We start from the raw sequence: 15,700 nt of genomic DNA, 5'->3' as shown, positions 1-15,700 counted from the left end.
CGAGGATCACTCGCCCTGCTGGGACTGCGACTCGGCTACCTGGCCGACCATGCCCCGGAGGTTCTCGAAGTAGGCCGCCACGGAGTCGCGCTCCCGGTTGATTGCCGACAGGCGCTCTTCGGCGTCGCCGATGATGCCGCGCGCCTGGCGCTCCGCATCGGTGACGAGGAACTCGGCGCGCGAGCGGGCATTGCTCAGGGTCTCGTTCGCCACTCGCTCCGACTCGGCGCGGGTCTTGCGCGCCGCGGCGTAGGCGTTCGCCTCCGCCTCGCGGGCCTCTTTGCGCTTGGTCTCTGCACGCTCGGTCACGTCGGAGAGTTGAGCGTTCGCCTCGTCGAGGAACGTCTGAGTCTCTTCGACGGCGTCGTGGTGCCGCTGGACGTAGTCTTGCTCGGCCTCGTCGCGTCGCGTCGCCAGCTCGACCTCGAGAGCGGTGCGGGCCGAGTGGGCCTCCCTCTCGAGTTCAGCAGCGATCCGGTCGCGATCGGCAGCGATCTCGGCATCGAAGGTCTCGCGCTCGCCACGGAGGCGGGTGCGCTGTTCGTCGTCGTCGTGGGCCAGGCGGGCGCGCGTCTCGGCGAGATCGGCGTCGAGCTCGGAGCGGGCGCGAGCGGCTTCGGCGGCGATCCCGGCCTGGTGATCAGCAAGATCGCGCTCGATGCGGTCGCGGGTCTGCGTCAAGTCGCGGTCGATCTGCTCCCGGGTCTCGCGGGTGGTGCGTTCGATCTCTTCCGTACTGGCGAGCCGGGCGGCTTCGATATCGGCGTGCGCATCGGCGACCTCGCGGTCGAGCTCGGCGCGGGTGCTCTCAGCCTCTCGAGCGAGGGCCTCGCGGGCGGTCGCCGTGTCGCTTGCGAGAAGGGCCCGGGCCGCGGTGATCTCGCGGTCGAGTTCGGCTCGGCCGTTCGTGATCTCTTCGGCAAGTTCGGTTCGGGTGCCGACGACCTCGCGATCGAGCGAGTCGCGCCGTGCGGCGACCTCGCGTTCGAGGTCGGCGCGGGTCGTCTCGTCGAGCCGGGCCAGATCGTCGCGGACGGTGGTGGACTCGAGTTCGAGTTCGGCGCGCTGGCGCTCGGTGTCGCTTGCGAGAAGGGCGCGGCCCTCCTCGGTGTCGCGTGCGAGGTCTGCTGCACCTTCGCGTGCCTTGGCGACCTCGGCCTCGACGGCCGCCCTGAGGTCAGCGACCTCGCGTTCGGCGGCGGCACGAAGGGCGGCGGCTTCGCGCTTCGCCGACGCCATGGCCTCGGCGGCCTCGGTGGAGGCGTTCGTGCGCGTAGCAGCCGCATCCCGTTCGGCATCGGCGATCATTGCCGCCGCGTCGTCGCGAGCCCGGGCCACGAGGCGATCGGCCTCTCCGGTCGACTCTTCGACCTGGGCGGCGGCGCGGCCGCGGGCGTCGTCGAGGATGTCGGCGGCGCGCTCACGTGCTTCGTCGGTGACTCGCTCGGCCTCGGCGCTGGTCGTCGAGCGAAGTTCGGCTGCGTCGCGCTCGGTCTTGGCGATGAGGTCGTTCGACTGCTCTTCCGCGAGCCGAAGCGTGTTTTCGAGTTTGGCCCCGAGGCCCTTGTAGCTCGGCTCCCCGACCTCTTCGAGTTCGTCTTCGAGCTCTTCGATGCGGTGCGACAGCTGCCGTGCCGATTCGGCCTGTTCGGCTCGGTCGTTGTTCGCCTTGATCATTTCTCGCCGGAGATCGCCGAGAGCTTTCTCGACCTCCTCCTTCTTGTACCCGCGGAGTTCGGTTCCGAATTCAGCCTCATCAGTGGCCACGATGTCTCCCTGTGGTTGGGGCGAGCCCGGATATCTAACGGGACACGAGAACGGTGGACGGCGGTGGCATGCCCGAGGGCGGCCAACCTCCGCATTTTAGCGGGATTCCTGGCCTCTCATGCTGGCTAGGCGTCTCTCAGAGTCGTCGGCTACCCTGAAGGGTCTTAAATTCGCTGCCGCCAGATACCCGGATGGTGGCACGAAGGGAGAAAATCTCGTGCGTTTCGTCTTGGCCGTCATCACCCTGGTGATCGCGGCTCTGTTGGTGCTCCTCGGGCTCGCTCAGCGGACGGTCTTCGCGCCGCCCGACTCGGTGACCTCGTCGGTGACGACCACGTCGTCCGCCCCCGTCACGATCATCCCGGCCAGCGCCCTGAAGGCGTACCCGGGGCGGGAGAGCATCCACATCGAAGGGGATGGCACGTCGTTCGCCGCCTACGCGAAGACCGCCGACATCACCGCCTGGGTCGGCGACTCTGCTCACAACACGGTGTCGTACGACGCCTCGCTGAAGAAGCTGGTGAGCAAGACCGTCGAGGGAACATCGGGGTCGGTGCCGGATCCTCGTGATTCTGATCTCTGGTACACCGAGTTCTCCGGCCAGGCCCTCAACTTCTCGCTTGACGCGCCCGACGACATCTCTCTCATCGTGGCGACCGACGGCACCAAGCCGGCGCCGTCGAACCTCTCGGTGAGCTGGCCGCTGTCGACCGCGACCCCGCTCGTCGGACCGCTCGTGACGGCAGGCCTCCTCGTGTTCCTCATCGGCATCGGCCTCTTCGTGTGGGCGATCGTCCACCACCGTCGCACCCGTGGGCCTCGTCGTTCGTCGGGTGGCGGTCGTCGCCCCAAGCTTCCTCGTGCCGAGCGTCAGGGCTCCGTGCGATCGTCACGCCGTGCAGCGCTCGGTGCGTCGGCGGGCAAGGGCAGTCGCGGTCGGCGCATGGTCGCCGTCGTGCCGATCGTGCTCGTCGGGGCCCTCGGCCTCGCTGGCTGCTCGTCCGACTACTGGCCCCAGGGATCGTCCGACTCGACGGCCGCCACGGCAACGCCGACACCGTCCGCCTCCGCCGAGGCACCCGGCGACGCCCTCCAGCCGCCGGCAGTGACGGTCGCCCAGGCCAAGCGGATCATCGAGCGCATCGTCAGCGTGCAGACCCGAGCTGACAAGGCGGGCAGCACCGACCTGGCGTCGACTCGATTCACCGGCCCTGCGCTCGAGCAGCGCACAGCCAGCTATGCGATCCGCAAGAACGACGATTCGGCCGCTCTGCCCGTGTCGATCCCGACGGGTTCGGTGACGCTGACGCTACCGCAGCAGACCGACTCGTGGCCGCGTACCGTGTTCGCACTGGTCAAAGACAACGACTCCACGAAGGTTGCGCCCGTCGGCGTGATGCTGACGCAGGAGTCCGCGCGCGACGCGTTCAAGGTCGACTATCTCGTCGGCCTCGAGGCGGGTGCCGAGATTCCCAAGGTCGCTCCGGCGACGACCGGGGCGGCTCGTCTCGCACCCGACGTCAAGTTGCTCGCGATGGAACCCGACAAGATCGCCGCCGCCTACGCCGACGTCTTGAAAGACGGCAAGGAGAGCGCTTCGGCCGCGGCTTTCCAGACGAGCGGCGACACGCTCCGCCCGAAGATCGGCAAATCGTACAAAGACAAGAAGGCGGCGGCCTTGCCCGCCACGGCCAAGATCGCCTACTCGAGTTCAGTGAACGACGAGCCGAGCATCGCCTTCGCGACCAACGACGCCGGTGCAATCGTCTCGGTGGCCATCAACGAGACCGAGACCGTCACACCGACCAAGAAGGGTGCCGAGGTCAACACCGAGGGCGAAGTCAAATCGCTCTCCGGTGTCGACAAGTCGACGAAGGGCATCGAGGCGACGTATGGAGTCGAACTCCTCTTCTCCGTCCCGCCCGTCGGCAGCGACGACAAGATCGTCCTCCTCGGCTTCAGCCAAGCACTGATCTCAGCGAAAGAAGTCTCATGAGCAACGTCCCTCCGAGCGCCGCCAGTCTTCGCGGCGCCGTCGACCTCTCCTCCCTGGTGAACCGTCCGGCAGCACCCGCTCCCGGTCACACCGAAGGATCCCCGGCGACGCCCGCAGCATCCGGCGCCGAGGGCGCTGCACCCGCAGCGGGCGTCCCCTCGCTCGTGGTCGACGTCACCGACGCCACGTTCTCGTCCATCCTCGACCTGAGCAACCAGGTGCCGGTCATTGTCGACATCTGGGCCGAGTGGTGCGGCCCATGCAAGCAGCTCTCGCCGATCCTCGAGAAGTTGATCGTCGAATATGCCGGCCGGTTGGTGCTCGCCAAGGTCGACGCCGACACGAACCCGCAGCTGACGCAGGCCTTCCAGGCCCAGTCGATCCCCACAGTGGCCGCCGTCATCGCGGGGCGCCCCGTGTCGCTCTTCGTCGGCGCGCTTCCCGAAGCGCAGGTGCGCGATGTCTTCGAGCAGGTGCTCGAACTGGCCGCGCAGAACGGGGTGACCGGTCGACTGTCAGTCGACGGTGACGTTGCTGAGGCCACGGGCGAACCCGAGCCCGAGCCTCTGCCGCCGCACCACCAAGACGCCTACGACGCCATCGAGCGGGGTGACTACGACGCGGCGAAGGCGGCGTACACCACGGCGATCGCTCAGGATCCCCGCGACAACCTCGCGGTGGCGGGGTTGGCGCAGGTCTCGCTGCTCGCCCGCCTCCAGGGTGTGACGATGGCCGACGTGAGGGCTGCGGGAGCCTCGTCGCCCGACGATCTCGACGCCCAGCTGGCAGTCGCCGATCTCGACCTGAGCGGTGGGCACGTGACCGACGCCTTCGATCGGATCCTCACGCTCTTTCCGAAGCTCGACCAGCCGGGCAAAGACGCGGCGCGCACGCGTCTGCTCGAGTACTTCGAGGTCGCAGGGCTCGACGCACCCGAGGTCGTGGCCGCGCGGCGTCGTCTGACGATGCTGCTGTACTAAGCGTTTGCCGCTCTCGGCATCCGCCGACACACGAATCCCGGTCTCACCGGCCTGCCGCGGCAGGTCGGAGAGACCGGGATACGTGTAACGGCACCGGGCCGCGCGGCTCAGGCGCCTAGCTTCAGCCAAACGACACCGAGCGGCGGCAGCGTGACCTCGGCCGAGGCCGGGCGTCCGCCCCAGGGGTCGTTGGTCGCCGTGACACCTCCGAAGTTGCCGACACCGGATCCACCGTATTCACCGGCGTCGGTATTGAGGATCTCGTGCCATTCGCCGGCAACGGGAAGCCCGAGTCGACGGGTGACCGGCTGACCGGAGAAGTTGGCGAGAACGGCCACCTTCGCTCCGTCGTCGGACTTGCGCAGGAACGCGACGACACTGTCTTCGCTGAGACCGCCGTCGATCCACTCGAAGCCGTCGGTGTCGAAGTCGTGCTCCCAGAGGGGCTTCTCGGCGCTGTAGACGAGGTTCAGGGTGCGCACGAGTGAGTGCAGACCCTGGTGCTCGGGCTGGTCGAGCACCCACCAGTCGAGGCCGCGCTGCTCGCTCCACTCCGACTGCTGGCCGAACTCGGAGCCCATGAAGAGCAACTGCTTGCCGGGGTGGCCCCACATGAAGGCCAGGTAGGCGCGGAGGTTGGCGAGTTTCTGCCACTCGTCTCCTGGCATCTTGCCGATGAGGGAGCCCTTGCCGTGCACGACTTCGTCGTGGCTGATGGGCAGCATGAAGTTCTCGCTGAACGCGTAGACGAACGAGAATGTCATCTCGGAGTGGTGGTAGCTGCGGTACATCGGGTCTCGCTGGATGTACTCGAGCGAGTCGTGCATCCAGCCCATGTTCCACTTGAGGCCGAAGCCGAGGCCGCCCTCGCTGGTAGGGCGCGTGACGCCGGGCCACGACGTCGACTCCTCGGCGATCATCATGATGCCCGGGCTCCGCTTGTAGGCCGTCGCGTTGGCTTCCTGCAGGAACGAGATCGCCTCGAGGTTTTCGCGGCCGCCGAACTTGTTCGGCACCCACTCGCCTTCGTTGCGGGAGTAGTCGAGGTACAGCATGGAGGCCACCGCGTCGACCCGGAGGCCGTCGATGTGGAACTCCTCGAGCCAGTAGAGCGCGTTCGACACCAGGAAGTTGCGCACCTGCGAGTCACCGAAGTTGAACACGAGCGTTCCCCAGTCGGGCTGCTCACCCAGGCGCGGGTCGCTGTGCTCGTAAACGGGCTGACCGTCAAAGTTGGCGAGGGCCCATTCGTCTTTGGGGAAGTGCCCGGGAACCCAGTCCATGATCACGCCGATGCCGGCCTGGTGGAGACGGTCGATCAGGTACCGGAGGTCGTCGGGGGAGCCGAAGCGCGAGGTCGGGGCGTAGTAGCCCGTGACCTGATAACCCCAGGATCCGCCGAACGGGTGCTCGGCCAACGGCATGAACTCGACGTGCGTGAACCCGAGATCGGAGACGTAGCCGATGAGGTGGTCGGCCAATTCGCGGTACGAGAGGCCAGGACGCCAGGATCCGACGTGCAGCTCGTACACACTCATCGGCTGCGTGGACGGTTCGACGCTGGCACGCTTGGCCATCCACTCGGCGTCGGCCCATTCGTGGGCGGCCTTCGTGATGACGGAGCCGGTCGACGGCGGGATCTCGGCCTGCCGTGCCATCGGGTCGGCCCGCTCGACCCAGCGGCCGTCGGCCGTCAGGATCTCGTACTTGTAGGTGCCCTCGGTGAGACCGGGGACGAAGAGCTCCCAGATGCCGTTGCCGTCGAGACGGCGCATGGCGTGCGCGACGCCGTACCAGCCGTTGAAGTCGCCCATGACCCGGACGGCCTGCGCGTGCGGGGCCCAGACGGCGAATGAGGTGCCGAGGGTGCCCTGCTGCTCGCGGACGTGCGAGCCGAAGACCCTCCAGAGCTCTTCGTGGCGTCCTTCGCCGAACAGGTAGAGATCGAGCTCGCCAACCGTCGGCCAGAACCGGTACGGGTCGTCGGCGACCCAGGGGGCGTCCCCTCCGTCGTACGTCGCCTCGATGCGGTATGCGCCTGGTTCGATGATGGCGAGCGCCTCCCACACGCCGTCGGTGACGTGGCTCATGGAGAGGCGCGCCCCCGTCTCGATGATGAGCGTCACCTGCGAGGCGAGCGGTCGGAGAACGCGAACGAGGACGCCGGCGTCGACGTGGTGCGGCCCGAGCACGGTGTGCGGTCGCGGGTGGCTGCCGACCGAGACGAGGTGCGCCTCGTTCGGGTCGAGGGCGGGGATCACGAGGTTCTGTGTGCTCACGGGTGCCTCCTAGGGCGTGCGGGTGAAGTCGACGGACAGCACATGGGCGGGTTCGACGAACGAGTCGAGGCGAACGTAGTTGTCGTCCGTCCATGTCCAGGTCTGCTGGGTGATGAGGTCGCGGACGGTGAAGGTCGACCCGGGTTCGAGCCCGAGGGCCCGGAGGTCGAGCCGGACAGTGGTCTCGCGGGCCGAGTGCGGGTCGGTGTTGGCCACGACGATGATGGCGTCGGAGCGACCGGAGCGGGTGTGCTTTCCGGCGAGGAACTTCGAGTAGACGAGGATCGCGTCGTCGTCGCTGCCGTGGATCGTCAGGTTGCGCAGTTGACGCAGTGCCGGGTGCTGCCCGCGGATCCTGTTCAGTTGGGTCAGGTAGGGCGCGATGCTCGCTCCGGCCTCTTCTTCGGCGGCCCAGTCGCGCGGCTTGAACTCGTATTTCTCGTTGTCGATGTTCTCTTCGGAACCCGGTCGTGCGACGTTCTCGATCAGCTCGTAGCCCGAGTAGACCCCCCAGGTCGGTGAAGCGGTCGCCGCGATCGCTGCACGCACCTTGTAGGCCGGAACCCCGCCGTACTGCAGGTAAGGGGTGAGGATGTCGTGCGTGTTGACGAAGAAGTTCGGTCGGAACCAGGCGCCGGTCTCGTCGGAGAGCTCGGCGAGGTACTCCTCGAGCTCCCACTTCTCGTTGCGCCAGGTGAAGTAGGTGTACGACTGCTGGAAGCCCACCTGAGCGAGAGCCTGCATCATGGCGGGCTTCGTGAACGCCTCGGCGAGGAACACCACCTCGGGGTGGTCTTCGCGGATGTCGCGGAGCAGCCACTCCCAGAAGTGCACCGGCTTCGTGTGCGGGTTGTCGACCCGGAAGATGGTGACCCCGCGGTCGATCCAGAGCCGGACGATGCGGAGGATCTCGGCGCTCAAGCCCTCGTAGTCGTTGTCGAAGTTGAGCGGATAGATGTCTTGGTACTTCTTCGGCGGGTTCTCGGCGTAGGCGATCGTGCCGTCGGGAAGCGTCGTGAACCACTCGGGGTGCTCTCGCACCCACGGGTGGTCGGGGGAGCACTGCAGAGCGAGGTCGAGGGCCAGCTCGAGCCCGACGTTCTTGGCGGCGCCGACGAACCATTCGAAGTCGGCGACGGTGCCGAGCGCGGGGTCGACGGCGTCGTGCCCGCCGTCGGCGCTGCCGATGGCGTAGGGGGACCCTGGGTCGTTGGGGCCGGCCTCGAGGGTGTTGTTCGGCCCCTTGCGGAACGTACGGCCGATCGGGTGCACCGGCGGGATGTAGACCACGTCGAAGCCCATGCGGGCGATTGCGGGAAGGCGACGGGCGGCGGTGCGGAAGGTGCCGCTCGTCCAGGATCCGTCGTCGCGGATCTTTGCCCCTTCGCTTCGGGGGAAGAACTCGTACCAGCTGCCCACCGCAGCACGAGTGCGCTCGACTCGGACGTGCTTCTTGGGGCTCGCTGTGACGAGGCTCGCCAGAGGCTGCGCCGCAAGCGCGGCGGCTATGCGGGAATCGCTCGCGACCCTCATGCGGGCGGTTGCGCTCAGGGAGGCGTTGCCTAGGGCTTTCGCCCCGTCGCGGAAGAGAGCAGACGCGGGGTCGCGTTGCGCAGCCCGCTGCAGCAGCTCGGTGCCGAGGGCCAGCATGTTGTCGACGTCTTGCCCCGCGGGCACCTTGATCTCGGCGGCGTGCATCCAGGTCGCCCAGTCGTCGTTCCAGGCCTCGATCCACCACGTGTGGGTGCCCTCGACCTCGAAGAGATGCTCGGTGCTCCACCGGTCGGTGCCCGGGATGCCGAGGGTCATCGGCGACCTCGTGACGGCGCCGGTCGGGTCGGTGACGACCAGTGCGGCATCGATGATGTCGTGGCCCTCACGGAAGACCGTGGCCTCGAAGGGCACGACTTCTCCGACGAACGCCTTCGTATCGAAGACGTCGTCGGGAGTTCGGGGACTGAGGCCCGCAATGGGGATTCGTCCTGTGGATGTTCCGGCTCTGGATTCTGTTCGCTTCGCCACACCATGACCGTACCCGGTTCGCCCGGGCCCTGGCCTAGCGGACGCATTCGGGGTACCCCGGTCGATCGGAACGCGACTCCCGGACGACGTGGGAGAGAAGGGAGCAGATGGTGCTGGCCCCCGAATTGGGTGCAGGTCAATCACGAATGAATCGTGTCCGCAGAATGGGGGACGGCTAATGTCGGTCGTGCGCCGAGCAGACCCGAAATCGCTCCGGCACACCCGCCCCGGCTCACCGCCGCGGCACCGCCCGACCGCCAGGACCTCACCCGAATGGGCCCTGTCGGTCGGTGCGGGCGTGCAGTACGCGTCAGCGCCTAGTGGCTACGCGCCGCGACCGGTCTTCTGCTGCAGGCGGTCGATGTGCTCGCTCGCCTCCGCCTTGGTCATGTCGGCCGACAGCTCTTCGCCGGCCTCGCGCGCCAGCGTGTCCAGGTAGCTCTTCTGCGGCCCGGTGATGGGCTCGTCGCCCGTCACCCACTCTTCGGGGTCTTTGGAGGCGGAGTTGCCCGGCTCGGGCTGGGCACCGCCGAGGGTCTCGCCGGTGGTGGTGTCGGGCGTGGCCTCGGGGGCGTCGGCGGGGGTGGGGGTCTGGTCTTCCGGTGCATCGGTCATGCGGGGAACGGTACGCCGAGCCACCGACACAGCCCGGCATGCGCTGTACCCCACGGCGGCTGGCGGATCCTCGGCCCCGGTTCTTCTCGCGAATCGGCTCCGTACGAGCCGGTGACAGCTACGACCGGGCTATCGCGGAGAACGTCGCGTCAGTGGCCCGAGCGAGATCGCTCGGCGTGAGCTCCACGTCGAATCCGCGCCGGCCTCCCGAGACGAACACCGTGTCGAACAGCTCCGCCGTTTCGTCGATCACGGTGCGGAGCCGGCTCTTTTGGCCGATCGGGCTGATCCCTCCGACGATGTAGCCGGTTCGGCGCGCAGCAACCGATGAGTCGGCGAGGGCCGCCTTCTTCGCCCCGACCACCGCGGCCAGCGCCTTGAGGTCGAGCTTGCCCGACACCGGCACGACGGCGACGACGAGTGCATCGTCGGCCTGCACGACGAGGGTCTTGAACACGCGGTCTTCGTCGAGCCCGAGCACGGCCGCGGCCTCCTCGCCGAAGTTCGTCACCGTGTCGGCATGCTCGTACGCGTGAGGAGTGAAGACGATGCCGAGGTCACCGAGCAGTGCGGTGGCCGGGGTAGCGGGCGAGGCGGTCACACGACCCGCCAGAGCGTCACCGTCGGCCCCAGGATCCCGTACGACTCCCCGGGCAGCCGCGGCCGTGGGTCGAAGGCGTCGCCGCTCGTCCAGAGCACCTCGTACGATTCGATGTCGCTGTACTCGGGCAGTGTGACGGTCACCGGGCTTTCGGCGCCGTGCACCACGATGAGAACGCGGTTGAACGCCTCGAACTCGGGAGTGGACGCGGCCAGATACAGCAGGGTGCGGTGCGCCGGGTTGCGCCAGTCGTCCGGCTCGAGGGGCCCGCCGTCGGCTCCGAACCAGGTCATGTCGGTGGCACTCGGGGTCACGTCGCCGAAGGTGCCGAAGCGCACGGGGCGAAGCGCCGGGTTCTCGCGCCGGTGCCGGATGAGCGCCTTCGTGTCGGCGAGCAGCGCCTCCCGCTCGTCGTCGAGGTTCCAGTCGACCCACGAGGTCTCGTCGTCGGAGCAGTAGCCGTTGTTGTTACCCCGCTGGGTCCGCCCGATCTCGTCGCCCGCGGTGAGCATGGGCACGCCGGCCGACAGGAAGAGCGTCGCGAGCAGGTTGCGCGAGGCTCGCCTTCGGGCGTCGAGGATCCACGGGTTGTCGGTCGGCCCCTCGGCCCCGTGATTGAACGAGCGGTTGTCGTCGGTGCCGTCGCGATTGTCTTCGCCGTTGCGGAGGTTGTGCTTCTGGTCGTACGCCACGACGTCGGCGAGCGTGAAGCCATCGTGCGCCGTGATGAAGTTGACGCCCGCGAGCGGACCGCGATCGTGAGCGTAGAGGCCACTCGACCCCGAGAGCTTCGAAGCGAAGGATCCGAGACCGTTCGTGCTGGATCCTGAGCCCCTCGCGTGAGCGATGTCGCGCAGCCAGAACTCTCGCACCCGGTTGCGGAAGCGGTCGTTCCATTCGCTCCATCCGACAGGGAAGTTGCCGGTCTGCCAGCCGCCGAGGCCGACATCCCACGGCTCGGCGATGAGCCGGACGCCTTCGAGCGCCGGGTCGTCGCGAATGGCCGTCAGCAGCGGGGCATCGGGGGAGAAGACGGCGTCGGGGCCACGACCGAGCGTGGCGGCGAGGTCGAAACGGAAGCCGTCGATCTGTAGGTCGTTCGCCCAGTAGCGGAGAGAGTCGAGCACCAGGCGGGACGCCGCGGGGAGGCTCGTGTCGAGCGTGTTGCCGCACCCGGTGACGTCGATGGGGTTGCCGTCGGCGTCGTGCCGGTAGTAGCTGCCGTCAAGCCCCCGGAGGCTCGTCACCGGGCCGTCTTCGCCCTCTTCTGCGGTGTGGTTGTAGACCACGTCGAGCCAGACCTCGATGCCGGCGGCGTGCAGCAGCTTGACCATGCCCTTGAATTCGCGAAGCACCGCGCTCGGCCCACCGAGCTGAGCGTCGCGGGAGGCGTAGCCGGCGTGGGGCGCGAAATACGACAGCGTGTTGTAGCCCCAGTAGTTCTCGAAGCCCTGAGCGACCAGTCGCTGCTCGTCGACGTGCTGGTGCACCGGCAGGAGCTGCACAGCCGTGACGCCGAGATCGGTCAGATAGGCGATCGTGTTTTCGTGGGCCAGACCCGCGTAGGTGCCGCGCAGGTCGTCGGGGACGAATGGAGCGAGTCGTGTAAGGCCGCGGACGTGGGCCTCGTAGACGACGGTGTGGTCGAGAGGCGTACGCGGCTTCTCGACGCCGCCCCAGTCGAACGACTCATCGACGACGACACCGCGCCACTCACCGCGACCGGTGCGACCGAGCCCCCGGGCGTACGGATCGAGGAGGTTCACGCCCGGATCGAACGGCGTGCGCACCCCGTCGTCACCGACGATCGGGCCGTCGGCCCGCAACCAATAGCGGCGACCGGGCGCGAGGCGAGGATCCGAGCCACTCCAGACCCCGTGCACGTCGCGCGTGAGCGGAACGACGTGCTCGGCGGGGGCATCGTCGATCACGAGGTCGATACCGGTCGCCCGCCCCGACCAGACACGGATCGTCGGACCGTCGGCGGTGACGCGGACGCCGAGATCTCTCAGAGGATCGGCCCGAGCGCTCTCAGCCTCGGCAGAATCGCGCGTCGCGGCATCGCCGCCGTCGCGGGGGAGGAGTTCGACGTCAGACACGCGATCTAGAGTAGTGACCGACGAAGGAGGAGCCTTGCCTGTCTACCTCGACCACGCGGCGACGACCCCCATGCTCCCCGAGGCCATCTCGGCGTACACCGAGGCACTCGGAGCGGTCGGCAATCCCTCGTCCATTCACAGCGCGGGCCAGGGCGCCAAGCGGGTGCTCGAAGAAGCCCGCGAAACCGTGGCCTCCTCGCTCGGCTGCGATCCCATCGAAGTCGTCTTCACCTCGGGCGGCACCGAGAGCGTGAACCTCGCGGTCAAGGGGCTCTGGTGGGCCAGGCAGTCAGAGAGGTCGCGCCCCCGGATCCTTGTCGCCCGAGGAGAGCACCACGCGACCGTCGACACCGTCGAATGGCTCGAACGCTACGAAGGCGCAGTGATCGAGTGGATTCCCCTCGACGCCGAGGGCACGATCGAGATCGAAGCGCTCTCCGCGGCGCTCGAGGCCCACGACGACATCGCCCTCGTCACGTTCCTCTGGGCCAACAACGAGGTGGGCACACTCGAGCCGGTGCGCGAGATGGTCGCGCTCGCCGCGTCTTTCGGCGTTCCGGTGCACTCGGATGCGGTGGCCGCGTACGGGCAGGTGCCCATCGACTTCCGTGCGACCGGTCTGGCGGCGCTCAGCGTCTCGGCGCACAAGGTCGGCGGGCCCATCGGCATCGGTGCTCTCGTGCTCTCGCGCACCGCCACGGTCGTGCCGCTCATCCACGGCGGTGGGCAGCAGCGTCAGGTGCGGTCGGGCACGCAAGACGCCCCCGCGGCGGTCGCCTTCGCCGTCGCGGCCCGTTCGGCGTCGGCCTCGGCCGCCGACCCGTCGCGCTATGAACGCCTGCGCGACCGCGTGATCGACGGGGTGCGGGCCGCCGTGCCGTCGGCCGTACTCCGGGGTGCGCCGATCGACCGGTTGCCGGGCAACGCTCACTTCACTTTCCCCGGGTGCGAGGGCGACTCACTCCTCTTTCTGCTCGACGCTGCCGGCGTCTCGGTGTCGACGGGCTCGGCGTGCCAGGCGGGCATTCCGGAGGCGTCGCACGTACTTCTCGCGATGGGGCTCGACGACGACGAGGCACGCGGTGCCCTCCGCATCACGGTGGGGCACTCGACGACCGACGCCGACGTCGACGCCTTCCTCGGCGCACTGCCGGAGGCCGTGGCACGGGCGAGCCGGGCCGGGCTCTCGGCGCGGGTGCCGGCGCTCGGGCACTAGCCGCGCGGTCGGCTGCGCCACGCGCTGCTGCGATTCGCGCTGTCGCGCTCGTGCTGCGTCGCTTACCGTTTCACACATCGCTTACCGAATTATCGGTAAGCGATGCAGAAAACGGCTAGCCAATGTCGGCGGCCGGGCGAAGCACGGGCCAGGATCGCCGGTATGCAGATTTATTCGGCAGCTCCGGCCGCCCGCACCCGCCAGATCGCCGGTGATGTCGTGGCCGTCGTCGGCGTCGTGCTGTTCGTCGTGCTCGGCGTGGTCGTCGCGGGAGTCATAGCGGCCCTCGCCGACGTCGGCCGGACCGTCGAGAACGCCGGCTCCCGCCTTCGATCGACGCTTGGTGACGCCGCCGAGACGCTCGGGGGAGTGCCTCTCGTCGGTAAATCGGCCAGCGCCCCGTTGCAGCAGGCGAGTCAGGTCGGCGACACCTTCGTCGATGCCGGTCAGCGGCAGCAGGAGCTGATCGGGCATGTCAGTCTCTCGGCCGGGCTCGTCGTGAGCCTCGTACCGATCGCCGTCATCCTCGTGGTGTGGCTGCGCCCCCGGTTGCGCTTCGTACGGCGGGTGGCCGAGGTTCGCGGGCTCTCGCTGACCGACGGCGGGCTCCAGTTGCTGGCGTTCCGGGCGCTTGCAACCGGCGACTCCGCAGGGTTGCTGCGGCTCAGCCCGAACCCGGTGGCGGCGTGGAGCGCGGGCGACGATCTCGAGCAGCGGCAGCTCGCCGAGTTCGCGCTCCGTGAGGCGGGCGTGCTGCGCTGATCGGCTACGGCGGCCGGGCGCGTGCGTCGGGCGGGGGTCGGCGTGAGTCGGCGGGTGTTGTGAGGTGTCGGCGGGTGCTGAAGCACCCGCCGACTCTCAAGAACACCCGCCGACTCCGGTCGGGGCGAGGAACACCCGCCGATTTCAGGGCGGCCCCGACCGTACTGGCACCGAACGGTAAGCTCGATAACTATGATCGAGCTCGACTTCTCCGACCGGATCGCGGCCCTCCGCTCCACCTTCGCCGACATCAGCGCCGTGATCGGTGTGGAACGTCTCGAGAGCGAGATCGCCGAGCTCGAGCGGCAGGCCTCGGATCCTGATCTCTGGAACGACACCGAGAACGCCCAGCGGGTCACGAGCGATCTCAGCCACCGCAAGTCCGAGCTCGACAAGATCACCACGACCGGTCAGCGTCTCGACGACCTCGAGGTGCTGGTCGAGATGGCCAACGAGGGCGACGACCAGGAGTCAGCTGACGAGGCGCAGGTCGAGCTGAAGAACATCCAGTCGATGATGGACACCCTCGAGATCCAGACGCTGCTCGACGGCGAGTACGACCCTCGGCCCGCCGTTATCACCATCCGCGCGGGGGCGGGCGGCGTCGACGCGGCCGACTTCGCCGATATGCTCCTGCGCATGTACCTGCGCTACGCCGAGCAGCACGGCTTCAAGGTCAGCGTGATGGACACCAGCTACGCCGAAGAGGCCGGAATCAAGTCGGCCACCTTCGAGGTCGACGCTCCCTACGCGTTCGGCACGCTCAGCGTCGAGGCCGGCACGCACCGCCTGGTGCGCATGTCGCCGTTCGGTGCGGCGGGCAAGCGCCAGACGAGTTTCGCGGCCGTCGAGGTCATTCCGCTGATGGAAGAGACCGAGTCGATCGACATCCCCGAGAACGACATCCGCGTCGACGTGTTCCGCTCGTCGGGCCCCGGCGGCCAGTCGGTCAACACGACCGACTCGGCGGTTCGCATCACGCACATCCCGACCGGCACGGTCGTCTCGATGCAGAACGAGAAGAGCCAGATCCAGAACCGCGCCGCGGCCATGCGCGTGCTCCAGTCGCGACTCCTCCTCCTGCAGAAAGAAGCCGAGAACGCGAAGAAGAAAGAGCTCGCCGGCACCATTACCGCGAGCTGGGGCGATCAGATCCGCTCGTACGTGCTCGCTCCGTACCAGATGGTCAAAGACCTCCGCAGCGAGTACGAGGTAAACAACCCCTCGAACGTGTTCGACGGCGACCTCGACGGCTTCATCTCGGCCGGCATCCGCTGGCGCAAGCGCTCCGACGACTGAGCCGCTGCGGCAAGGGTTACTGGGTCGGGCGAGCGTGAGACGCGGGCCCACAGAACCCGACAGA

11 protein-coding genes are annotated in these 15,700 nt (G+C 68.2%); 5 read left to right on the top strand and 6 right to left on the bottom strand.

Going from position 1 to position 15,700, the window contains the following annotated elements:
• Nucleotides 1-6: 6 nt before the first annotated feature.
• Nucleotides 7-1,767 carry a DivIVA domain-containing protein gene (locus VH571_RS08395; protein ID WP_423264133.1) on the bottom strand — a complete coding sequence of 587 codons (1,761 nt, stop codon included), beginning with the start codon at nucleotides 1,765-1,767 and terminating at the stop codon, nucleotides 7-9.
• 217 nt (nucleotides 1,768-1,984) lie between these two features.
• On the opposite strand from VH571_RS08395, the gene VH571_RS08390 reads away from it, so the two are divergent.
• Together VH571_RS08390 and VH571_RS08385 are read left to right on the top strand one after the other, a co-directional pair.
• Nucleotides 1,985-3,763 (top strand): hypothetical protein, encoded by a 1,779-nt coding sequence (locus tag VH571_RS08390; protein ID WP_423264132.1) that lies wholly within the window; start codon nucleotides 1,985-1,987, stop codon nucleotides 3,761-3,763.
• Complete coding sequence (locus VH571_RS08385) at nucleotides 3,760-4,743, top strand: tetratricopeptide repeat protein (protein WP_423264131.1); 984 nt, start codon at nucleotides 3,760-3,762, stop codon at nucleotides 4,741-4,743. The genes VH571_RS08390 and VH571_RS08385 overlap by 4 nt, the downstream gene beginning before the upstream one ends.
• Before the next feature lie 107 nt (nucleotides 4,744-4,850).
• Here the strand turns inward: VH571_RS08385 and glgB are convergent, their stop codons facing one another.
• From glgB to glgX, 5 genes are all read right to left on the bottom strand, one after another.
• Entirely contained in the window at nucleotides 4,851-7,022 is a 2,172-nt protein-coding gene (glgB, locus tag VH571_RS08380) for a 1,4-alpha-glucan branching protein GlgB (protein WP_423264129.1), read from the bottom strand.
• Nucleotides 7,023-7,031: 9 nt separating this feature from the next.
• Nucleotides 7,032-9,044: an alpha-1,4-glucan--maltose-1-phosphate maltosyltransferase gene (locus VH571_RS08375; RefSeq protein WP_423264128.1), complete on the bottom strand. Its 2,013-nt coding sequence runs from the start codon at nucleotides 9,042-9,044 to the stop codon at nucleotides 7,032-7,034.
• 324 nt (nucleotides 9,045-9,368) lie between these two features.
• Complete coding sequence (locus tag VH571_RS08370; RefSeq protein ID WP_055958714.1) at nucleotides 9,369-9,659, bottom strand: DUF3072 domain-containing protein; 291 nt, start codon at nucleotides 9,657-9,659, stop codon at nucleotides 9,369-9,371.
• 118 nt (nucleotides 9,660-9,777) lie between these two features.
• Complete coding sequence (gene ybaK, locus VH571_RS08365; protein WP_423264127.1) at nucleotides 9,778-10,260, bottom strand: Cys-tRNA(Pro) deacylase; 483 nt, start codon at nucleotides 10,258-10,260, stop codon at nucleotides 9,778-9,780.
• Entirely contained in the window at nucleotides 10,257-12,272 is a 2,016-nt protein-coding gene (gene glgX / locus VH571_RS08360; protein ID WP_423264287.1) for a glycogen debranching protein GlgX, read from the bottom strand. The genes ybaK and glgX overlap by 4 nt, the downstream gene beginning before the upstream one ends.
• A gap of 121 nt (nucleotides 12,273-12,393) precedes the next feature.
• Here glgX and VH571_RS08355 point away from each other — a divergent pair, with 121 nt between their 5' ends.
• From VH571_RS08355 to prfB, 3 genes are all read left to right on the top strand, one after another.
• Nucleotides 12,394-13,575, top strand: coding sequence for a cysteine desulfurase family protein (locus VH571_RS08355; RefSeq protein ID WP_423264126.1), 1,182 nt, complete (start codon nucleotides 12,394-12,396; stop codon nucleotides 13,573-13,575).
• Nucleotides 13,576-13,737: 162 nt separating this feature from the next.
• The gene (locus VH571_RS08350; protein WP_423264125.1) at nucleotides 13,738-14,337 is read left to right on the top strand and encodes a hypothetical protein; all 600 of its coding nucleotides are present in this window, start codon (nucleotides 13,738-13,740) and stop codon (nucleotides 14,335-14,337) included.
• Nucleotides 14,338-14,529: 192 nt separating this feature from the next.
• Nucleotides 14,530-15,636, top strand: a complete 1,107-nt coding sequence (gene prfB / locus VH571_RS08345) for a peptide chain release factor 2 (protein ID WP_123944675.1) — start codon at nucleotides 14,530-14,532, stop codon at nucleotides 15,634-15,636.
• Nucleotides 15,637-15,700: the final 64 nt, after the last annotated feature.

It is taken from the genome of Frondihabitans sp. 4ASC-45 (assembly GCF_049472575.1).
In the GTDB taxonomy this organism is placed as follows: domain Bacteria; phylum Actinomycetota; class Actinomycetes; order Actinomycetales; family Microbacteriaceae; genus Frondihabitans.
The sequence above is the reverse complement of the archived record's forward strand: the minus strand, read 5'-3'. Positions and strand labels throughout refer to the sequence as shown.

Coding starts and splice junctions, on each gene's coding strand:
- VH571_RS08385 (WP_423264131.1), top strand. CDS start 3,760: ATGAGCAACGTCCCTCCGAGCGCCGCCAGTCTTCGCGGCGCCGTCGAC.
- VH571_RS08370 (WP_055958714.1), bottom strand. CDS start 9,659: ATGACCGATGCACCGGAAGACCAGACCCCCACCCCCGCCGACGCCCCC.
- VH571_RS08350 (WP_423264125.1), top strand. CDS start 13,738: ATGCAGATTTATTCGGCAGCTCCGGCCGCCCGCACCCGCCAGATCGCC.
- prfB (WP_123944675.1), top strand. CDS start 14,530: ATGATCGAGCTCGACTTCTCCGACCGGATCGCGGCCCTCCGCTCCACC.